Origin of the sequence: Aurantimicrobium photophilum (assembly GCF_003194085.1) — a bacterium.
In the GTDB taxonomy this organism is placed as follows: domain Bacteria; phylum Actinomycetota; class Actinomycetes; order Actinomycetales; family Microbacteriaceae; genus Aurantimicrobium; species Aurantimicrobium photophilum.
This window is the reverse complement of record NZ_CP023994.1, coordinates 1606766-1626475: the sequence shown is the minus strand read 5'-3', so window position 1 is coordinate 1626475 and position 19710 is coordinate 1606766. Positions and strand designations below refer to the sequence as shown.

General features: G+C 56.7%; 21 protein-coding genes. 14 read left to right on the top strand and 7 right to left on the bottom strand.

Annotation, left to right across the window (positions count from 1 at the left end):
* The first annotated feature begins 9 nt into the window (after window positions 1-9).
* Entirely contained in the window at window positions 10-930 is a 921-nt protein-coding gene (locus AURMO_RS08145) for a 1,4-dihydroxy-2-naphthoate polyprenyltransferase (RefSeq protein WP_110234686.1), read from the top strand.
* Here the strand turns inward: AURMO_RS08145 and AURMO_RS08140 are convergent.
* Window positions 901-1188 (bottom strand): DUF4229 domain-containing protein, encoded by a 288-nt coding sequence (locus AURMO_RS08140; protein ID WP_162532713.1) that lies wholly within the window; start codon window positions 1186-1188, stop codon window positions 901-903. The genes AURMO_RS08145 and AURMO_RS08140 overlap by 30 nt on opposite strands.
* Before the next feature lie 62 nt (window positions 1189-1250).
* Between AURMO_RS08140 and AURMO_RS08135 the strand changes: the two genes are divergently transcribed.
* Both AURMO_RS08135 and menD read left to right on the top strand, forming a co-directional pair.
* Window positions 1251-1538: a PLD nuclease N-terminal domain-containing protein gene (locus AURMO_RS08135; protein ID WP_110234684.1), complete on the top strand. Its 288-nt coding sequence runs from the start codon at window positions 1251-1253 to the stop codon at window positions 1536-1538.
* Complete coding sequence (menD, locus tag AURMO_RS08130) at window positions 1531-3222, top strand: 2-succinyl-5-enolpyruvyl-6-hydroxy-3-cyclohexene-1-carboxylic-acid synthase (protein WP_239406826.1); 1692 nt, start codon at window positions 1531-1533, stop codon at window positions 3220-3222. Before AURMO_RS08135 ends, menD begins: the two co-directional genes overlap by 8 nt.
* Window positions 3223-3229: 7 nt before the next feature.
* Here menD and AURMO_RS08125 read toward each other — a convergent pair whose 3' ends face one another.
* Window positions 3230-4504 (bottom strand): isochorismate synthase, encoded by a 1275-nt coding sequence (locus AURMO_RS08125; protein WP_110234682.1) that lies wholly within the window; start codon window positions 4502-4504, stop codon window positions 3230-3232.
* A 36-nt stretch (window positions 4505-4540) separates the two neighbouring features.
* Between AURMO_RS08125 and ubiE the strand changes: the two genes are divergently transcribed.
* Genes ubiE through AURMO_RS08105 form a run of 4 tightly spaced genes read left to right on the top strand, consistent with a single transcriptional unit; the run spans window position 4541 to window position 6987 of the window.
* Complete coding sequence (ubiE, locus tag AURMO_RS08120; RefSeq protein ID WP_110234681.1) at window positions 4541-5248, top strand: bifunctional demethylmenaquinone methyltransferase/2-methoxy-6-polyprenyl-1,4-benzoquinol methylase UbiE; 708 nt, start codon at window positions 4541-4543, stop codon at window positions 5246-5248.
* Between the two features lie 19 nt (window positions 5249-5267).
* Window positions 5268-6329: a polyprenyl synthetase family protein gene (locus tag AURMO_RS08115; protein ID WP_110234680.1), complete on the top strand. Its 1062-nt coding sequence runs from the start codon at window positions 5268-5270 to the stop codon at window positions 6327-6329.
* 3 nt (window positions 6330-6332) lie between these two features.
* The gene (locus tag AURMO_RS08110) at window positions 6333-6692 is read left to right on the top strand and encodes a sterol carrier family protein (protein ID WP_110234679.1); all 360 of its coding nucleotides are present in this window, start codon (window positions 6333-6335) and stop codon (window positions 6690-6692) included.
* A gap of 1 nt (window position 6693) precedes the next feature.
* Window positions 6694-6987, top strand: coding sequence for a hypothetical protein (locus tag AURMO_RS08105; RefSeq protein ID WP_110234678.1), 294 nt, complete (start codon window positions 6694-6696; stop codon window positions 6985-6987).
* 11 nt (window positions 6988-6998) lie between these two features.
* Here AURMO_RS08105 and purF read toward each other — a convergent pair whose 3' ends face one another.
* Window positions 6999-8456, bottom strand: a complete 1458-nt coding sequence (purF, locus tag AURMO_RS08100; protein WP_110234677.1) for an amidophosphoribosyltransferase — start codon at window positions 8454-8456, stop codon at window positions 6999-7001.
* Between the two features lie 97 nt (window positions 8457-8553).
* Between purF and purM the strand changes: the two genes are divergently transcribed.
* Complete coding sequence (gene purM / locus AURMO_RS08095; RefSeq protein WP_110234676.1) at window positions 8554-9660, top strand: phosphoribosylformylglycinamidine cyclo-ligase; 1107 nt, start codon at window positions 8554-8556, stop codon at window positions 9658-9660.
* A 12-nt stretch (window positions 9661-9672) separates the two neighbouring features.
* The gene (locus AURMO_RS08090) at window positions 9673-10437 is read left to right on the top strand and encodes a sulfite exporter TauE/SafE family protein (RefSeq protein ID WP_110234675.1); all 765 of its coding nucleotides are present in this window, start codon (window positions 9673-9675) and stop codon (window positions 10435-10437) included.
* On the opposite strand, the gene AURMO_RS08085 is transcribed toward AURMO_RS08090, so the two are convergent.
* From AURMO_RS08085 to AURMO_RS08070, 4 genes are all read right to left on the bottom strand, one after another.
* Entirely contained in the window at window positions 10438-10632 is a 195-nt protein-coding gene (locus AURMO_RS08085; RefSeq protein ID WP_110234674.1) for a DUF3073 domain-containing protein, read from the bottom strand.
* A 91-nt stretch (window positions 10633-10723) separates the two neighbouring features.
* On the bottom strand, window positions 10724-11104 hold the full coding sequence (locus AURMO_RS08080; protein WP_110234673.1) for a fluoride efflux transporter FluC: 381 nt from the start codon (window positions 11102-11104) through the stop codon (window positions 10724-10726).
* A complete protein-coding gene (locus AURMO_RS08075) occupies window positions 11105-11515 on the bottom strand; it encodes a fluoride efflux transporter FluC (RefSeq protein WP_162532712.1) in 411 nt (136 codons plus the stop codon).
* A 15-nt stretch (window positions 11516-11530) separates the two neighbouring features.
* Window positions 11531-13498, bottom strand: a complete 1968-nt coding sequence (locus tag AURMO_RS08070; protein WP_110234929.1) for an APC family permease — start codon at window positions 13496-13498, stop codon at window positions 11531-11533.
* Window positions 13499-13686: 188 nt separating this feature from the next.
* Here AURMO_RS08070 and AURMO_RS08065 point away from each other — a divergent pair, with 188 nt between their 5' ends.
* From AURMO_RS08065 to AURMO_RS08045, 5 genes are read left to right on the top strand one after another with little or no spacing between them, the layout of a single operon-like run.
* A complete protein-coding gene (locus tag AURMO_RS08065; protein ID WP_110234671.1) occupies window positions 13687-16869 on the top strand; it encodes an efflux RND transporter permease subunit in 3183 nt (1060 codons plus the stop codon).
* Between the two features lie 13 nt (window positions 16870-16882).
* Window positions 16883-17803, top strand: a complete 921-nt coding sequence (locus AURMO_RS08060; protein ID WP_110234670.1) for a DMT family transporter — start codon at window positions 16883-16885, stop codon at window positions 17801-17803.
* A 36-nt stretch (window positions 17804-17839) separates the two neighbouring features.
* Window positions 17840-18394 (top strand): orotate phosphoribosyltransferase, encoded by a 555-nt coding sequence (gene pyrE, locus AURMO_RS08055; RefSeq protein ID WP_110234669.1) that lies wholly within the window; start codon window positions 17840-17842, stop codon window positions 18392-18394.
* A gap of 2 nt (window positions 18395-18396) precedes the next feature.
* Window positions 18397-19032, top strand: coding sequence for a TrmH family RNA methyltransferase (locus AURMO_RS08050; protein ID WP_110234668.1), 636 nt, complete (start codon window positions 18397-18399; stop codon window positions 19030-19032).
* Between the two features lie 10 nt (window positions 19033-19042).
* Window positions 19043-19663, top strand: coding sequence for a class I SAM-dependent methyltransferase (locus tag AURMO_RS08045; protein ID WP_110234667.1), 621 nt, complete (start codon window positions 19043-19045; stop codon window positions 19661-19663).
* Window positions 19664-19710 lie beyond the last annotated feature (47 nt).

The window sequence follows — 19710 nt, the reverse complement described above, 5'->3', positions numbered from 1 at the left end:
CTCGGACATATGAGTAAGACCAGTAAGAAGCACCACGGTTCAACCTCGCACAAGCCTCGTAAGGCAACGGCGGCTGACTGGATTTCTGGCGCACGCATTCGCACTCTGCCTCTCGCCTTTGCACCGGTTGCGATTGGTTCTGGTGCAGCAGCAATTACCGATCAGTTCAATGCACCTGTTGCCCTGTTGTGTTTGGTTGTTGCTCTCGCACTGCAGATCGGTGTCAACTACTCCAACGATTACTCTGATGGCATTCGTGGCACTGATAACTACCGTGTGGGACCTGCCCGCCTGACTGGCTCTGGTGCAGCTGATCCCAAAAAAGTTCTTGCCGTGGCATTGGCGTTCTTCGCCCTCTCCGCCGTGGCAGGGGTCCTCATTGTCATTCTGACAAATGCATGGTGGATGCTCGCTATTGGCGCTGTTGCCATTGTGGCTGCGTGGTTCTACACCGGCGGCCGTCGTCCCTACGGTTATGCCGGACTCGGCGAAGTCATGGTCTTCATCTTCTTTGGACTGGTTGCCACGGTTGGGACAACGTATGTTCAAACTGGAAACCTCAGCCAAGAAAGTCTCATCGGCGGTGTTGGGATTGGCTTGATCTCGTGCGCTGTACTCGTGGTGAACAACATCCGTGACATCGAAACAGACAAGCTTGCTGGCAAGAAAACTCTTGCAGTGCGGATGGGTCGCACACCCTCCGCTGTGCTGTTCTGCTTCTTAATGTTGATTCCGTTTGGAATCGTCATCTATCTCGGCCTGTTCTATGCGGCAGCATTCCTGACGCTCTTTGCGTTACTCGCAGCGCTTCCAGCCTGCTTGATCACGCTGACCGCAAAGACTCCACAGGAATACATCCTGGCTCTGAAGCTCTCCAGTCTGACTGGATTGCTTTATGGCTTAGGCCTTGCCTTTACTTTCTTTGGCTAGGACAGCTTCAACTTCAGCGTCCTCGGCGTCGGCGTCCTTGTCATGGTTGACGTTTTTGGCTGCCCGCTTTTCATAGAGCGATTCAGATAAAGCGTTACGTGTTTTCGCGAAGAAAATGTAGGAAACACAGAGGCCGATGATGGCTGAGAGGGTGGCGGCAAGCCACGGAATCATTCCCAATAGCAGCATGATTGCCAGAGGGAGCGCAAAAGCCGCTAAGCGCATCAGGCTGAACCAGAACCATGTCGATTTCTTCACACCCCAAGTCTATACCGGCGGGGCTGTGAGCTACTCGAGAGCCAACCTAGACTGGAAGCACTATGACTCGCTTGATCATCGTTCTTGCTGCCGTCGCTGTGGCACTCATGGTGTTCTGTCTTGTTGATGCCATTCTCATTGACCGATTCCGTGTGCGCGGAGTTCCCAAGGGTTTGTGGATTGTCTTGATCCTGATCTTGCCGATTGTGGGGTCGATACTCTGGCTCACTGTGGGACGTGGACGCAAAAACGGGCCAGGTTCCAAGCGTGGCTCGGTCGCTCCAGATGACGACATTGATTTTCTTCGAGGGTTGAATACCGATCCTCCAGGTGATGGTCCCCGTGGCTAACCCAGCACCTGCCTCTGTTTTCGCTGCGGAGTTTTTGACACATGTTGTTGAACTTGGTGTTGAGCACATTGTTCTTTCGCCAGGTGCACGCTCACAGGCTTTAGCTCTCGTTGCTGCTGAGCTCGAACGCCGCGGAGATGTGAAACTTCACGTGCGCATCGATGAGCGAGCTGCCGGGTTCCTTGCTCTTGGTCTTGCAGTGGAAACCCGCATTCCCGCGGTTGTCATTACCACCTCAGGTTCTGCAGTGGCGAATCTTCACCCAGCCGTTCTCGAGGCACACCATGCAGGTGTCCCCATGATTGTGCTCACTGCGGATCGACCTGAAGAGCTGCGTGAGATTGGCAGCAACCAAACCACTCACCAACACGACATCTTCGGCCCTGCTGTGCGCTTGAGTGTGGACGAACCCGCACCTGTTCCTGGTGCAACGGCAGAGCGACGCGGTGCAGAGCTTGCTCACGATGCCTTCTACACCGCTACTGATCACTACGCGCCCGGTCCTGTTCACCTCAATGTGGCATTCCGTGAACCGCTCTCCAGCGCCATTGATGTTCGCCCGGTGGAAATGCTCATTCAATCTGAACGTCGCATTGAACCAGGCATCACCATTGAGCTCACGCGTGGGCCCAACACGATTGTGATAGCTGGAGCAGATGCGGGTCCTCGTGCTGAACAGGTAGCTCATGAGGGCGGCTGGCCACTCATTGCCGAGGTCACCAGTGGCGCACGCTTCGGCCGAAACCTTGTTCCTGCCTATCGTGAACTTCTGGCAAACCCTGAACTCACTTCGCAGATTGAACGCATTGTGGTCTTTGGCCACCCCACGCTCAGTCGAGAGATTCCCGCGCTGATTGGTGACTCCAGCACCGGCGTCCAAACCGTCGTGGTTCGAGGTGTAGCACCTGAGGGTTACAACCCCGGTCTCAATGTCTCCTCTTTTGTCAATGACGTGACAGTCGAACCAGGAGAAACAGATCGTGACTGGCTAGGACTCTGGATTGTTTCTGGCCGAGAAGCGTTTGAGCGCTATGAATCAACAGCAATCGATGCAGCACTTGCTACTGCACCGAACGTGACCGCGTCACGCTCAGACAGCATGGAAGATAAGAAGGCCTTCCTGGCGGCGGAACTGGCTGCCTCACGCGTGAAGATTTCTCGTGAGCTTCTTGTCGATGCGGTCTGGCGCTCAACCTGGCCACACGACCGTCTGGTTTTTGCCGCATCGCGCTTGATTCGTGTTGCTGACAAGTTTGTCGGGGGTAAGAAGATCAGCGTTCACGCTAACCGCGGTCTAGCCGGCATCGACGGAACCATTGGCACCGGAATCGGTATTGCTCTGGCCACAGAGAACGCCCTGACACGCATTGTGGTGGGGGATCTCGCAGCACTGCATGATGCGGGCTCGATGTTGTTCGGGACCCAGGAAGAGCGCCCTCGCGTTCAAGTGATTGTGGGCAACGATGGTGGCGGCACCATCTTTGATGCTCTTGAAGTGGGCCAGACTGCCTCAGCCGAGAACATGGATCGCGTTTTCCTCACTCCACAGCAAGTCGACCTCGAAGCCCTCGCCACTGCCTATGGCTGGGGATACACCAAGGTAGCCACCGTGAGTGATCTCGAACGTGCCCTGACCGGTGCAGGCGATGGGCCTGAACTCGTCGAGGTTGAACTCGAGCGCTAAAGACTTTTTAGCTCAGCGCATCCACGATGGGACGGAACTTCATTTCCGTCTCCACCAGTTCGTTTGCCGGAACTGAGTCGGAGACAATGCCACAGCCTGCATAGGCAGTGACGGTGGAGCCGGTCAGTTGCGCACAGCGCAGTGCGATGGCCCATTCGCCATCGCCGTCTGCACCAATCCAGCCGACGGGGCCGGCATAGCGGCCACGGTCAAAGGGCTCGAGGTCATCAATCACTTCCACGGCTGCAACAGTGGGTGTTCCTGCCACAGCAGCGGTGGGGTGTAGCGCGAAGACCAGGTCGAGTGAGTTGGAGCCGCTAGCCAGGGTGCCCGCGATGTCGGTGGCGAGGTGCCACAGGTTTGGAAGCTTCAAGGTGAAGGGAGAGTCACTCACCGTGAGCTGCTCGGCATAGGGGGTCAGAGCATTGACGACCGAGCGAGTGGCAAAGCCATGCTCGTCGAGGTCTTTATGACTTGATGCCAGTTCTGCCGCATTGCTCAGGTCAGTGGCAGTGTCACTGCCACGACGGGCAGTACCCGCCAGAACTCGCGCTGTGACCTTGCGGCCGTGAACTGTAATGAGAGTTTCGGGGCTGGAACCAAACAGGCCATCGACGCTAAAAGTCCAGCAATCGGGATAGCTTTCGGCAAGGCGCGTGATGGCCACACGAAGATCCTGAGTTCCTGCCAGTGTTCCCTCGAGTTCACGAGCGAGAACAACCTTCTCTACTTCTCCCGCATCAATTCGCTCAATGGCTTTATTCACTGCTGAGGTGAATCCAGCTTCTGACAGAGAGGCGGGGGAGAGGTGAACAACGGGCGCAGCGCCCAGCTGTGCGCTCGCGGTGATGTGCTCGGCAAGAATCTGTTCAGCAGATTCTGTGGTCAGTGGCTCAGCGCTCTCGTCAGCAAAACCAATTCGGGTAAGCCAGGTCACCCCAGCACGCTGCCCCACCACGAAGCGAGGAATGATCAGGACGCTGGGAATTTCAGAGGTGGAGCGGAACGCAAAGGTGCCAAAAGCCATCAGGCCAGAACCGGCCACAGTGACAGCGTCACTGACCGTTGCGGCTTCGGCAACTTCACGCCAGGTAGCTCCCGCATCTTTGATGCGGGTCTTGCCGGAGAAGCTCAGAGTCTCGACAACACCGATGCCCACCATGCCATCACCGCGTCGCCACCACAGCAGTGGTGAGTCGACGCTGAGCAGGTTAAGCAACTCTGGAGTGACGGTTAACGGAACCGACTCCACACGAAGACCACGGGTTGCTGACACACTCACCTGAGACAGCCTACGCTTCAGCCGTAGACTTCTCTTGTGACTACAGCTGACCTTTCTAAGAAGCCCGAAGCCGTCTCGGCAATGTTTGATGACGTTGCCGCTGGCTATGACGTCACCAACAACCTGCTCTCGGCAGGAAATGCACTGTTGTGGCGCATCGCCACCACCCGTGCGGTGAACCCCCAAGCATCTGAGCGGGTTCTTGACCTGGCTGCCGGCACCGGTACTAGCTCGGTCGCCCTGGCAAAGTCTGGAGCACACGTCGTTGCTGCCGACTTCTCACCCGGCATGCTCGAAGTGGGACGCCAGAAGCACGGCAGTAATCCTCTGGTGGAGTTCGTTGAAGCAGACGCCACCAAGCTTCCATTTGCAGATAACAGCTTTGACGCAGTGACCATGTCTTTCGGTCTTCGGAATGTTGTCGAGCCGAAGAAAGCTCTTGCTGAGCTCTACCGCGTGACCAAGCCCGGTGGCCGCATCGTGATCTGTGAATTCTCCACTCCACCTGCGGCACCTATCCGTGCCGGCTACAACTTCTACCTGCGCAAGGTCATGCCGATGGTGGCGAAGTATTCCTCTTCGAACACCGAGGCTTACACCTATCTCGCTGACTCGATTGAGGATTGGCCTAACCAGACAACCTTGGCCACCTGGATTCGTGAAGCGGGCTTCATGAACGTGGCCTACCGCAACCTCACCGCTGGAGTGGTTGCCCTTCATCGCGGCATCAAGCCAGTCGCCTGAGCAGGACTAGGCTGAACGGGTGAACGCAAGCGTGAGTGGAGTAGCCGGAGTCTCCGGTCGTCTTTCGCTGCGCCAACGCCTGTTTGCCTCCCCCGAAACTAAGCAGCTCGCCGACACCATCGATGCGGGCGTTGCCACCATTGAAGAAGGCTTGAGCAAAGAGCTTCACTTCACTGATGCTTTGGCCGATGTTTCTGGTCGCTACCTGTTCGGTGCCGGTGGCAAGCGAGTTCGCCCCATGCTCACCCTGCTCACTGCTCTGTTGGGTAATGGCGCAACACCTGATGTCATCACCGCAGCACAAGCAATTGAGATCACTCACTTGGCTTCGCTGTATCACGATGACGTTATGGACGAGGCTCCGCTTCGTCGTGGTGTTCCCAGTGCCCACGAGGTCTGGGGCAACTCCGTTGCCATTCTCACTGGTGACCTGCTCTTCTCACGTGCCAGCACCTTGATGACCCGCCTGGGTGAGAAGGCCATGCTGTTGCAGGCAGAGACCTTCGAGCGTTTGTGCTTGGGTCAGCTGCACGAAACCATCGGTCCTCGTCCCGATGAAGATCCTGTCTCTCACTACATCCAGGTTCTCGCTGACAAGACCGGTTCCTTGATTTCTGCAGCAGCACGCTGTGGCATTGTCTACTCCGGTGCTCCACTGGAATACGAAGACGCCATGGTGGAGTTCGGTGACAAGATCGGTGTTGCCTTCCAACTCGCTGACGACGTTCTCGACCTCTCTCCAGAATCTGGTGCAACAGGCAAGCAGGCAGGAACTGACCTGCGCGCAGGCGTTCCCACGCTTCCCACTCTGTTGCTTGAGCAGCAGGCAGCGACCGACCCTGCTGCCGCAGCACTGTTGGCACGCATCCGAGATGACGCCGATGAGGCATCTGCTGAAGCAGATGCTGATCTCGAACTTGCTATCGCCGAGCTCTATGCGCACCCTGTGACCCAGGCCACTCGTGAAGAGGCTCGTCGCTGGGCAGCAGAAGCAGTCGCTGCGCTGGACATCCTGCCTGCAGGACCAGTCAAGCAAGCACTGTCTGCCTTCGCAGAGCACGTCGTATCTCGCTCGGCCTAAACCATGGCTAAGCCACGGGTTGACTCTGCTGAGGGGCATGCCGCAGTTGCTGCTGTTCTAGCCGGGTCTTCAGAGCGCACTGATGTTGCTTCTGCGGTGAGATATTTACTCCAGCTCATGGGTGATGCCACTCCTGGTCACACCGTGGAACTGCGGGTTCCGCCCTTTGGCGCTATCCAGTGCGTGGAAGGGCCCGAACATACTCGTGGCACACCGCCGAATGTGGTGGAGATGGATCCACCCACCTGGATTGCTCTGGCAACCGGTTCACTCAGCTGGGCTGGGGCTTATGACGCGGGCAAGATCAGTGCATCTGGTGTGCGTAGCGATCTCAGTACTCAGCTACCACTGGCACAATGGTGACATGAGCGAAAAAGAGACCATCACCACCGAACAGGTCACTGTTCGTCGTTCCCCCAAATTCCTCACCTTCATGGTCCTCGGAATTATCGTGGGAATCCTTGTTGCGTTGATTCTCACCTTCGCCCTGCCCAATGACAGTCAGTTCACCCTGACGCAGATCTTTGGCTTCCTGCTGTTGTTCACCGGAACCATTGGTGGAACTCTCGGTCTGATCTTCGCATTGATCGTTGACCGCTACTTTTCTCGCCACGTCACGAGTGCGACGGCAGAGAAGATTTCTGTCACGAAGGACTAGTTCTTTACCAACTAGCTGAGCTGGTTGCGCTCGACCCAGTCCAAGTACTCGGGAGTGATGGTGCCGGTGACGTATTCGCCGGTGAAGCAGCTCACATCAAGGCCGGTCAGGTTGGAGCCTTCCATGATGGCGGCTTCCATGTCAGCGACTTCCTGATAGATCAGGTGGTCTGCACCAAGCTCCTGAGCAATCTCAGGAATCTTGCGACCGTGTGCGATGAGCTCCTGTCGCGACGGCATGTTGATGCCGTACACATGGGGGAAGCGCACGGGGGGAGCAGCCGACGTGAAGGTCACCTTGTTCGCTCCAGCAGCGCGAGCCATTTCGACGATCTCGCGAGAGGTAGTGCCTCGCACAATCGAGTCATCCACGATGAGCACGTTCTTACCCTTGAACTCGGCAGACATGGCGTTGAGCTTCTGGCGGACGGAACGCTTGCGCTGAGCCTGCCCAGGCATGATGAAGGTGCGACCGACGTAACGGTTCTTGAAGAAACCTTCGCGGTATTCCACGCCCAGCTTGCGAGCCACCTGCATGGCAGAGGGACGTGACGAGTCAGGAATGGGCATGACTACGTCGATGTCGCCCAGTGGCGCATACTGCGCAACTGTGGCAGCCAGGCGGTCACCCATGCGCAGACGAGTCTCATAAACCGAGATGCCGTTCATCACGGAGTCGGGACGAGCGAGGTAGACATACTCGAACGAGCAAGGACGAAGGATAGGGTTCTCTGCGCACTGGCGTGAGAAGAGTTCGCCATCCTTGGTAATGAAGATTGCTTCACCTGGTTCGACATCGCGCACGATTTCGTAGCCGCCGGACTCAAGAACGAGAGATTCGGAGGCGACCACGTAGTCAAACTTGCCGTTTTCGGCAGGACGCTTGCCCAGAATCAGTGGGCGAATTCCGAAGGGATCACGGAATGCGAGGAGGCCGTGGCCAGCAATGATGGCGATGGTGGCGTAGGAACCTTCAACGCGCTTGTGCAGGTTCTCTAAGGCGGTAAAGACGTGCTCGGGACCTAGCTCAGTTCCAGAAACAGTTCCCTGAAGTTCGGTGGCCAGAACGTTGAGCAGAAGTTCAGTGTCGCTTGAGGTGTTGACGTGACGACGGTCTATGCGGAACAGGTCGTTGGTGAGTTCACGGGTGTTGGTGAGGTTACCGTTGTGAACCAAGATGATGCCGTAGGGGGCATTGACGTAGAAAGGCTGTGCTTCTTCTTCGTTTGATGCGGCGCCTGCGGTGGCATAACGAACGTGACCCAGGCCCACGTTTCCAAGCAGGGCACGCATGTCACGGGTGCGGAATCCTTCGCGCACCTGACCCTTGGTCTTGTGCATGTGCAGGTGTGAACCATCTGCCGTTGCGATACCGGTGGAGTCTTGTCCGCGGTGCTGCAGAAGCAACAGTGCGTCGTAGATTTGCTGATTGACCGGCTCAGTAGAGACGATTCCGACGATGCCACACATGTGCGGTGGGAGCTCCTGAAAGTCGAGGGGCGTAAAGGAGCTCTATCGAGTTCCTAGTCAAGTCTGGCACATCTTTCCTGAGGATAGACTTGACTCTGTGAGCCAGAATTCTTCCTACGCACGTGCGGGTGTTGACACCGCTGCCGGTGACCTCGCGGTCGAACTCATGAAGGCGTCGGTGAAGGCCACGCACGGTCCCGAAGTACTTGGTGGCGTAGGCGGTTTCGCGGGACTTTTCGACGTCTCCTTCCTCAAATCTTTTGATCGTCCCCTGTTGGCAACCAGCACCGATGGTGTGGGCACCAAGGTGGCTATTGCGCAGGCACTCGACAAGCACGACACCATTGGCCAAGACCTAGTCGGCATGGTCGTAGACGACATCATCGTGTGTGGTGCACGTCCCCTCTTCATGACGGACTACATCGCTTGCGGCAAGGTATATCCAGACCGCATTGCCGCAATCGTGAAGGGCATCGCAGATGCCTGCTCGGCAACCGGCACCGCTCTCGTTGGTGGCGAAACCGCTGAGCACCCAGGCCTGTTGGGTGTCGATGACTACGACGTCGCTGGTGCAGCCGTCGGTGTTGTTGAAGCCGCTGATGCTCTCGGTGCAGAGCGCGTAGTCAACGGTGACGTCGTCATTGCCATGGAATCTTCTGGACTGCACTCCAACGGTTATTCACTTGTTCGCCACATCTTGGCCGAGAACAAGCTTGGTTACTCCGACAACTCTGCTGACCTTGGTGGTGTGGTTGGTGAGGTTCTCCTCGAGCCCACACGCCTCTACACCGGCCCACTCGTCGAGGTTCTCGCTGATCCCGCTCTTGCAGGCAGCGTGCACGCGCTCAGCCACGTCACCGGTGGTGGCATCGCTGCCAACCTGGCACGCGTTCTTCCCGTGGGTTCGTGGGTTGAAGTCGATCGCTCCACCTGGTCACCCAGCAACGTCTTCCGTGTGCTGACCTCCCTCTCGGGTGAAACTCTCGAAAGCACCGAAGGAACCTGGAACCTCGGCATCGGTATGTTTGCCGTGGTCAGTGCAGGTTCTGCCTCTGCAGTCGTGAGCAAGCTTTCTGGTCTGGGTATTCCTTCGTGGGTGGTGGGCATGGTCTCCACCTCTGAGCGTGACTTCACCGGTTTTGAGCAAGGCGCCAAGGGTGTCAACGGTGGCGCGGTTCGCCTGGTTGGCAGCTACGCAAACTAGCTCACTGCTGCCTTGCTGATTCCATTACTTGTCACCGGCGTCGTCGGAGGGTTTCTCTCTGGCTTCTTTGGTGTCGGTGGCGGCATCATCATGGTGCCATTGCTCATGATGTGGGCAAAGTTTGATCAGAAGCGGGCATCTGCCACGTCACTGCTCGCTATCGTTCCCACTTCACTCGTGGGTGCGATGACCTATGCCAGCAATCACCAGGTAGATGTCCTGGTCGCCGTGTTTGTGGCTATCGGTGCGATTGTCGGAGCACCGCTGGGTTCGAAGTTGCTCCGCGTTTTACCGGTGGCAGTTGTGCACTGGACCTTTATCACCATGATGGTGATTGAGGCATTCCGACTCCTCTTCGTCACAGATGTAACGCGCGGAAGTTTTGAACTGACCTTCTTTACTGGTGCAGGCCTCATTGGTCTGGGACTGCTGATGGGAGTTGCCTCCGGCATGCTCGGCATTGGTGGTGGCGTGATTGCCGTACCCGTGTTCATGAGTGTGTTTGGTCTCGCACCACTCTTGGCGAAGGGAACGTCACTGCTTGCCATGGTTCCCACAGCAATTGCAGGAACAATTCCCAACCTGAGGGCAGGGCTCGTTGTGCTCAAAGATGGAGTCGTCGTCGGCATTGCTGCCGTGGCAGCATCCTTTGGCGGAGTTGCTCTGGCGTTTATCTTGCCGGATCAACTCTCAGCTCAGCTCTTCGGGCTGTTGCTGCTGGGCGTCGCTATTCAGAGCGCAGTGCGCAGACTGAACAAGCGCGCAGTGAAGAAGTAGTTAGGCGGAAGCTGCAGCTTCGCTTTCTTCATCTTCGTCGTCGGGGTAGAGGTCAGCCCACTTGTCGACGAATTCGTCACCTTCAGAAACGTGACCGATCTCTTTTTCAAGCGCAGAGAGGTCTGTGTTTGGGCTGAAGTACTTCAGCTCGCGCGCAACTTTAGTGTGCTTCGCTTTTTGACGGCCACGCCCCATGCGTAACCCCTTACCTTGCTAACCGGGAAAAATTCACCGGATGACCATTAGGAAAAATCTAAGCGTTAGTCTAACACCGGCTTGGAGCTCTTTAGCTGAGCGGACCGCCACCAAGAAGGTAACCAGCGCCCACAGCCAACAGACCTACTGCCGTGCTTCCGACAATATTGAGCCCAGCCACCATCCAGTGGCCAGCACGAAGTCGTTCAATTGAGTCAACGGCGAAGGTGCTCATGGTGGTGAGACCACCACAGAAACCAGCAACGAGAACAAAGGCAACTTCTGGAGTAACCAGCGCATTTGCCAGCAGTGCTGTGAACAAACCAACCAGAAGCGAACCCACCGCGTTGACCACAAAGATCGCGAAAGGAAAACCATCCTTCTTTGCCGGAGCAAAGACCGTGGCGGAATAACGCAGTCCCGCCCCCACACCGCCGGCAATGATGGCCAAGATGAGCGAAAGGAAGTTCATCTACTTCGCCACCTTTCGGGTGGTGCGCTTTGCTGTTTTCTTCGCAAAGGGTGTTCCCACCCAGATGCCCAGCAGGGCAGCAAACAAGCTGGTTCCAATAGAGAGTGCAAGATAGCCAGCGGTTGCCCACGGGTTTTGAACCAGCAGTGCCTGCAGCATGACCCCAGAGAACGTGGTGAATCCACCGAGCACACCAGGCCCAACAGCTAGCTTCATCCACTGCGGAGTCTTAGGCCTGGTCCAGATGCCGGCAACCAAGAAGCCCAGCAAGAAAGACCCAATCGCGTTGATCACGATGATGCTCACCAAAGACATGCTGAAGAAGATCAAGCTGAGCATGATGTCCAGAAGGATGCGCAAGGCGGTGCCAATGGCACCACCGATCGCAACCGAAAGGACGTCTTTTTTCACGAAAAGAATCTTCTGTTATTCGTCGTCTTTACTGCGCTTGGCAGGAGTGACGGGCTTGCGCGCGATGGGGCGCACAGGTTCACCACGACGGGACTGTCCCGGAACAGGACGTGAACGACGACCGTAGATGATGTCTGTGGAGTCCAGCAGCCAGGGAACCAGAGCAATGGCAACACCGTGCTCCATCATCAGCTTCATCTTGAGACGACGAGCCTTGTGGTTGTGGAGGGCATGCTCCCACCAGTGCCCCACGATGTATTGGGGAAGGTAGACAGTGACAATCTCAGAACCATGTGCAGCACGGTGTTCACGAATGTGCTGAATCAGTGGCCAGCTCAGGTCGCGGTATGGCGAGCTGATGATACGAAGCGGCAGGTGAATGTTCTGGCGGATCCAGTCCAACTCGAGCTTGGCTGTGGAGAGCTCATTGATGGACACGTGCACGGCTTCGATGGAATCGTGACGGGCTGCAATGGCGTAGTCGATGGCCTTGAGAATGGGCTTTTGCATCTTGCCGACCAGCACGATGGCGTGGTCACCCTTAGCGCCGAAGGTGGTCTCTGCATCCACCGCTACTTCGGCTTCGACGTCGCGGTAGTAGCGGTTCACACCAATCATGAGGGTGTACAGAATGGGCATTGCCAAGAAGACAATCCATGCACCATGAGTGAACTTAGTAATTGTCACGATGATGAGAACGGTTGCGGTGAAAGTAGCACCGGTGATGTTGATCAGACGTGAACGGATAATGCTTCCGCGGTTGTCAGGATTTGTCTTGAGCAATTTCGTCCAGTGCACCACCATGCCGGTTTGGCCAAGTGTGAAGGAGACGAAGACGCCGATGATGTAGAGCTGAATAAGTTGGGTTAGATCTGCCTGGAAAGTTGCCAGGATCACGATGGCGGCCAAACCGAGAGCAATCACACCGTTGGAGTAGATGAGGCGGTCACCGCGGGTTTCGAGAGCCTTGGGCGCGTAACCGTCCTTGGCCAATACGGAACCCAGAAGGGGGAAGCCGTTGAAGGCGGTGTTTGCAGCCAGCAACAGCACCAGTGCAGTACCCGCCTGGATGGCGTAGAAGAAAATGGTGTTATTACCGAAGGTGGCGGCAGCAATCTGCGCAATCAGCGAGCGTTGTGGAACCGTCTCACAATTGGCATAGCCAATGAGGTGGCAAGCGTCCTCGGCGTAGTGCACGTTAGAGATAAACGCCATGGTGATCAGGCCGGCGAAGAGGGTAATAGCGATGGCGCCCATGACGACGAGAGTGATTTGTGCGTTCTTGATCTTGGGAACGCGGAAAGCGGGAACACCATTGGCGATAGCTTCCACACCAGTCAGTGCAGCACAACCGCTGGCGAAGGAACGCAGCAGCAGGAGAATTAGTGCAGCCTGGGCAACACTTTCACCTTCAACCATGTACTGAGCAGACTCAGCAATAGGAGCATCACCCATCAAGGTGCGGGTAATACCCACCACGATCATGATGAAAACGCTGGCAACGAAGAAGTAAGTGGGAATCGCGAAGGCCTTACCCGACTCACGCACACCGCGCAGGTTGATAGCGGCCAAGATGATCACGAAGACCACGGCCAGGAGCACGCGTTCTGGTGCGAGCTCGGGGATCGCCGAGATGATGTTGTCGACACCTGAGGCAACGGACACCGCCACGGTCATGACGTAGTCCACGAGTAGTGCCGAGGCGACAACCACACCAGACTTTTCACCCAAGTTCTTGTGAGCTACTTCGTAGTCACCACCGCCGGAGGGGTAGGCCTTGATCAGCTGGCGGTAGCTGGCAATCACCACAATCATCAGCAAGATGACGCAGGCAGCGATCCAGGGAGCAAAGCTCAAGAAGGCGAGGCCACCGATGAGCAGAATCATCAGGAGTTCTTGCGGGGCGTAGGCCACGGAAGAAAGAGGGTCGCTGGCAAAGATGGGAAGAGCGATGCGCTTCTTGAGAAGCTCGCCTTCCAGCATCGCTGTGGGGAGTGGATCACCAATAATCCAGCGCTTAGGCGACTTGGATTCGGGGATTGAACCAGTATCAGTGTTGTCAGGACTCACGAAGAGCTACTTTACGCCGATTCACCCGGTAGAGAACTCACATTTATTCGTTATAAAGAACTGCCAGACTGTGGAATGTGTATTTCTTAGCTAAAGCCAGTATGAAAAACCGCGCCCTCATTGCGCTGGTGACCATCGTTGTAGCCATCTTCGGAGGGCTTGCACTGACGAACCTCAAGCAGGAATTGGCACCCAGTGTGCAGTTCCCTCAGCTGGCTGTGCTCACTGTCTACCCCGGCGCTGCGCCAGAAGTAGTTAACCAGGACGTCTCTGGCCCTATCGAGACCGCTATTCAGGGTGTTCCGGGTATCGAAAACACCACCGCGACCTCGAGCACCAACTTGAGCCTTATCTCGGTGTCCTTTACCTATGGCACCGACCTGATCATCTCTGAGCAGAAGATCAATCAGGCCATCAACCGCATCAAGTCTCAACTCCCCTCTGATGTTGACCCTCAGGTCATTTCCGGATCTTTCAGCGACTTCCCCGTCATGCAGATTGCGGTCTCCAGCGATCTCAACACCCTTGAACTTGCTGACATTCTTCGCTCGTCGACTCTGGCCGAAATTAAGGACGTCGAAGGCGTCCGCGACGCGATCTTGCTGGGTGCTCCCGAAAAGCGTGTCACCATCGAGCCCAACCAGGCAGAACTTCGTGCCCAGGGCCTGACCACCGCGTCCATCAAGGACACCTTGGATGCCAACGGCCTCCTGATTCCTGCTGGTGAAATCACCGAGAACGATCAGACGCTCTCTGTTCAGATCGGTGAACGCATCAACTCGGTTGACGCCATTGCAGCACTTCCCATTACCGGCGCTAACGGTCCTGGTGTGGTCACCATCGGATCTGTCTCGACAGTTGCTCTCACAGACGCACCCACCACCACGCTTTCTCGCGTGAACGGAAAGCCTGCCCTCACCATTGCGGTGACCAAGCTCCCCGCGGCAAACACGGTTGATGTGTCGAAGGCAGTCAACAAGGTTCTTCCCACCTTGGAAACCAGCCTGGGCAACAACGCCGTCTTCACTACTGTCTTTGACCAGGCTCCCTATATTGAGAAGTCAATTGAATCGCTGACCACCGAAGGTCTGCTGGGTCTGCTCTTTGCCGTCATCATCATCCTGATCTTCCTCGTGTCGATCAGATCCACCCTGGTGACCGCTATCTCCATCCCCACCTCGGTGCTCATTACCTTCATTGGTCTGCAAGCAGCGAACTACACCTTGAACATCCTGACCCTAGGTGCTCTGACCATCGCGATTGGTCGTGTGGTCGATGACTCCATCGTGGTTATCGAGAACATCAAGCGTCGACTGGTGCCTGGTGTTGACCGCGCGAAGGTCATCGTCGATGCGGTTCGCGAAGTTGCCGGCGCCATTACCGCTTCAACAGCCACCACTGTTGCCGTGTTCTTGCCCTTGGCATTCGTCGGCGATATCACCGGAGAGTTGTTCCGCCCCTTCGCACTGACCGTGACCATCGCCCTAGTTGCATCATTGCTGGTGTCGCTCACCATCGTTCCTGTGCTGGCGTATTGGTTCCTTCGCGCACCTTCTGAAACCGGTAAGCGTGCTGAAAAGGCAAAGGCTGCAGAACTCGCTGGAGAAGAGAAGCCCGGCTTCCTTCAGAAGGGCTACCTCCCCGTCATCAACTGGACCCTCAAGCACTCGGTCACCACGATTATTTTGGCTGTTCTGGTCCTCGTGGGAACCGGCGCAATTCTGCCTCTGATGAAGACCAACTTCTTGGGCTCATCTGGTCAGAACACCTTCACCGTGACGGAAGCCATCAAGCCCGGCACCAGCCTGGAAGCCCAGGACGTCATGGCCACTGACATTGAAGGTGCCCTGCTGGACACTCCTGGCGTGGAGATCGTCCAGGTCTCCATCGGTTCTTCCGGTAACGCACTGCGTGACGCCTTCGTCGGTGGCGGCGACACCGCCATCACCTTCTCTGTCACTACCAAGGATGGCGGTGACCAGCAAAAGATCCAGGACGCTGCTCGCGCAGCCGTCGAGAAGGTAGCTGACAAGGACACCATCACCGTGGGTGCCCAGAGTGGCTTCGGTGCTTCAAGTGACATCGCCATCGATATCACTGCACCTAACCAGGCAGCTCTCGACAAGGCATCTGCCGCCGTCGATAAGGCCATGCGTGCTCTTCCTGCCGTCAAGCAGGTCACCTCAAACCTCACTGAGGCCCGCCCCTACATCGCTGTCACGGTCAACCGTGATGACGCTGCAGCTGCTGGCTTCTCCGAGGTCGCGCTCGCCGGATACGTTGCCCAGGCCATGCGCCCCACCACTATCGGCACAGTAGTCATCGAGGGAACTACTCTCGATATTTACATCGCCTCGAATGATCCCCCGACCACAGAAGCAGAGCTTGCTGCTCTCACCGTTCCCACGGCCAAGGGTCTCGTTCCTCTGGACACTCTGGCAACCGTCACAGTGAAGGATGGCCCTGCCACCGTGACCACCGTCAAGGGACAGCGCAGTGCAACGGTGACCGTCACTCCGAACAGTGAAGACTTGGGAACGGCAACCGCTGAAGTAACCAAGGCCCTCAAGGATGTAGATCTGCCTTCGGGTGCTTCCGCCAAGATTGGTGGCGTGAGTGCCGACCAGGCAACTGCGTTTAGCTCGCTCGGTATTGCTCTGCTGGTTGCCATCCTCGTTGTCTACATCATCATGGTTGCCACTTTTGGTTCGCTACTGCAGCCACTGTTGCTGCTGATCTCGGTTCCCTTCGCCGCCACCGGAGCGATTGGTCTCCAGGTCATCACAGGTGTTCCACTCGGTGTTCCTTCCTTCATCGGTCTGCTGATGCTGGTCGGTATCGTCGTGACGAATGCCATCGTTCTCATCGACCTGGTCAACCAGTACCGCAACAAGGGACTGGCTGTGGCAGAGGCACTTCGTGAAGGTGCCATCCGCCGTCTGCGTCCGATTCTGATGACGGCATTGGCAACCATCTTCGCGCTGATCCCGATGGCTGTCGGTATTACCGGCTCCGGCGGATTCATCTCGCAGCCTCTGGCCATTGTGGTGATTGGTGGTCTGATTTCCTCGACCGCGCTGACCCTCATCGTTCTTCCCACCATTTACAACCTGGTTGAGGGTGGTCGTGAGAAGCGCAAGGCTAAGCGTGCTGAGAAGAAGGCGGCTAAGGCTGGCGTCACTGCTTCCGCACCGGTCTCCAAGGAGCCTGTCTTTGACACCCTCGTCGTGGAAGACGATGGTGACGATGACACTCCTATCCGTCGCCGCACTCCTTCTGCCTAGCTAGGCTGGAGGGATGAAGACATCCCGCCTCGCATTGTGGTCACTGGTTTCAGTGGCCGCAATGTGGGGCGTTGCCTTTGTCGTCATGAAGCCGGCAATTGAGCAGCAGCCCTTCTTTGACTTCCTTGCTATCCGCTTCACGATTGCTGCTGCAATCATGCTCGTGATCAAGCCCAAGGTAGTTCTTGCAATCAAGGGCAAGATGCTTGCTATTGGCGCGGTTTTGGGTGTTGTGCTGGGCCTGGCCTATGTCACGCAGACCATTGCATTGGAAATGACCACCGCCGCCATCACCGGCTTCCTCACCGGAACTTATGTGGTGCTCACCCCTGTGTTGGGCTGGCTCATCTTCCGCCGCAAGGTGGGAGTGAAGGTCGCTATTGGTGCCGTGTTGGCATTGATCGGTTTGGGGCTCATCTCCATCACCGGCGTCTCTATTGAGGTCGGCCAGATTTGGGGCATCGTCTGTGCTGTCCTCTATGCCTTGCACATCGTGGGCTTGGGACGCTTTAGCTCAGGTCTTGATTCCTACGCACTGACCTTCGTGCAACTCGTTTTCGTTGCGGTGGTCTGCTGGATCGGTGCCCTTCCTGATGGCTATCAGCCACCTCCCACCGTCGACGTTTGGATGGCAGTTCTCTTCACGGCGATTTTTGCCACCGTTATTGGCTTCTTTGTGCAGACCTGGGCTCAGGCCCAGATGGAACCCTCCCGCGTGGCCATCATCTTGACTCTCGAGGTCGTCTTCACCGCAGTTGTTTCTGTTGCTGTAGGCCAGGAAGTTCTGGCACTGAAGACCATCATCGGCGGCGCATTCATGGTCGCCGCCATGGTGATTGTGGAAATGCCGACCAGAGGCCGCAAAGAACACATCGCCGGAACTCCTGGTTCCGACGATGACGACATCGTTCCACTCGAGCCCCTCGCTCACTAGGAAGTGGGCCCTGTCTGGGGAAGATAAACTGAACCCATGACTTCTGCACGCGAACAGCTGATCAACTTCATTAAAGAAGAAGCCGTCTTCCACGGTGACTTCACGCTCACCAGCGGCAAGAAGGCCACGTATTACGTGGACATGCGCAAGATTTCTCTCGATCATCGCGTTGCTCCCCTCATTGGGCAGGTCATGCTGGACGTGCTGGCACAGATTCCTGATGTGGATGCCGTTGGTGGCCTCACCATGGGTGCAGACCCCATCGCTACCGCAGTACTGCACCAGGGTGCTGCCAAGGGCCTCACCTATGACGCTTTTGTTGTGCGCAAAGAGCCTAAAGACCACGGTCGTGGCCGTCAGGTTGAAGGACCAGACCTCGTGGGTAAGCGCGTTGTTGTTCTTGAAGACACCTCCACCACGGGTGGCTCACCACTCAAGGCCATTGAGGCTCTCGAGAAGGTCGGTGCTGAGATCGCTGGTGTTGCTGTGGTTGTGGACCGCGCCACCGATGCACGTCAGCGTATCGAGACTGCTGGCTACCCCTACTTCTATGCTATTGGTCTGGAAGACCTCGGCCTCGAGCCTCAGTAGTCGTGACTGACCTTCCCGAGTCACCCACACATGAGCTCAGCACCTCCGGTGTTGGTCCGTGGATTGGTGAACTCCCGGAAGACCCCTGGTTTGATCGTGAGCTCCTAGAAAAGGGAGACACTCGTAACGTCATTGACCGTTACCGCTACTGGACCATGGAAGCCATCGTGGCGGACCTGGACGAGAAGCGTCATCCGTTCCATGTCGCCATTGAGAACTGGCAGCACGATATGAACATTGGTTCGATCGTGCGCTCAGCCAATGCCTTTGGTGCCGACACCGTCCACATCGTGGGTCGCCGTCGCTGGAACAAGCGTGGCGCCATGGTCACCGACCGTTACCAGCACGTGGTTCACCACGACACCGTGGCAGATCTGGTCGAGTGGGCCAAGGCAGAGAACATGCCCATTCTCGCCATCGACAATGTTCCTGGCTGTGTCAAGATCGAAACCTTTGCACTCCCCGAGCGCTGCTTGTTCTTATTCGGTCAAGAAGGCCCGGGTCTTTCTCCTGAGGCCATCGAGGCTGCCGAAGCCGTGATCGAGATCACGCAGTTTGGTTCCACTCGCTCCATTAACGCCAGTGCCGCCGCGGCAGTGACCATGCACTCCTGGGTCATGCAACACGTAACGTTCTAAGAAAGAACTGATGACTACTCGGAACTCTCCCGAAGCGTGGGACCAGCGCTATGCCGAGGCCGAGTTGGTGTGGTCGCAAGAACCCAACGAGTTCGTCGTCGAGTATCTCTCCGATCTACCTGTCGGCAAGATGCTCGACTTGGGTGGCGGCGAAGGCCGCAATGCGCTGTGGTTTGCCAGCCGTGGCTGGAACGTGGAGAACTCGGACTTCTCTGCCGTGGCCGTGGAGAAGTTTCTCCAGCGCGCCGAACATGAAGGTCTTAGCGACCTTTGTACCGGCACCGCAGTGGATGCGACCAACCCCGAATCCTGCGTGACCAAACCTGTTGATCTGGCCGTGATGGCTTATCTCCAAATCCCTGCAGCAGACCTCGCTGCTGCAATCGCCACGGCAGCGCAGAGTCTGCGCGCAGGCGGCACACTTTTTGGGGTGTGGCATGCACGCGAAAACCTTGAACACGGCTTTGGCGGACCGCCCAGTCCTGAGTTGAACCCCACGCAGGATGAGCTCCGCACTGCGTGTGATTCTCTGGGATTAAATGTTCAGACTTTGACTCTGCGCGATCGATTCTTTGTCTCGGGTGGGGAAGAACGCAAGGCGATCGACGTCGTACTTATGGCCACCACTTAGCCTGAAGTAACCGCAAGAAATAGGCGTTCTCTAGCCGGTAGAATGAA

What these genes read in the sequence shown, in the direction of transcription:
- AURMO_RS08145 (WP_110234686.1), top strand. Translation starts at nt 10, where the DNA reads ATGAGTAAGACCAGTAAGAAGCACCACGGTTCAACCTCGCACAAGCCT.
- AURMO_RS08135 (WP_110234684.1), top strand. Translation starts at nt 1,251, where the DNA reads ATGACTCGCTTGATCATCGTTCTTGCTGCCGTCGCTGTGGCACTCATG.
- AURMO_RS08110 (WP_110234679.1), top strand. Translation starts at nt 6,333, where the DNA reads ATGGCTAAGCCACGGGTTGACTCTGCTGAGGGGCATGCCGCAGTTGCT.
- AURMO_RS08105 (WP_110234678.1), top strand. Translation starts at nt 6,694, where the DNA reads ATGAGCGAAAAAGAGACCATCACCACCGAACAGGTCACTGTTCGTCGT.
- purF (WP_110234677.1), bottom strand. Translation starts at nt 8,456, where the DNA reads ATGTGTGGCATCGTCGGAATCGTCTCTACTGAGCCGGTCAATCAGCAA.
- AURMO_RS08085 (WP_110234674.1), bottom strand. Translation starts at nt 10,632, where the DNA reads ATGGGGCGTGGCCGTCAAAAAGCGAAGCACACTAAAGTTGCGCGCGAG.
- AURMO_RS08080 (WP_110234673.1), bottom strand. Translation starts at nt 11,104, where the DNA reads ATGAACTTCCTTTCGCTCATCTTGGCCATCATTGCCGGCGGTGTGGGG.
- AURMO_RS08070 (WP_110234929.1), bottom strand. Translation starts at nt 13,498, where the DNA reads ATGCTGGAAGGCGAGCTTCTCAAGAAGCGCATCGCTCTTCCCATCTTT.
- AURMO_RS08065 (WP_110234671.1), top strand. Translation starts at nt 13,687, where the DNA reads ATGAAAAACCGCGCCCTCATTGCGCTGGTGACCATCGTTGTAGCCATC.
- AURMO_RS08060 (WP_110234670.1), top strand. Translation starts at nt 16,883, where the DNA reads ATGAAGACATCCCGCCTCGCATTGTGGTCACTGGTTTCAGTGGCCGCA.
- pyrE (WP_110234669.1), top strand. Translation starts at nt 17,840, where the DNA reads ATGACTTCTGCACGCGAACAGCTGATCAACTTCATTAAAGAAGAAGCC.
- AURMO_RS08045 (WP_110234667.1), top strand. Translation starts at nt 19,043, where the DNA reads ATGACTACTCGGAACTCTCCCGAAGCGTGGGACCAGCGCTATGCCGAG.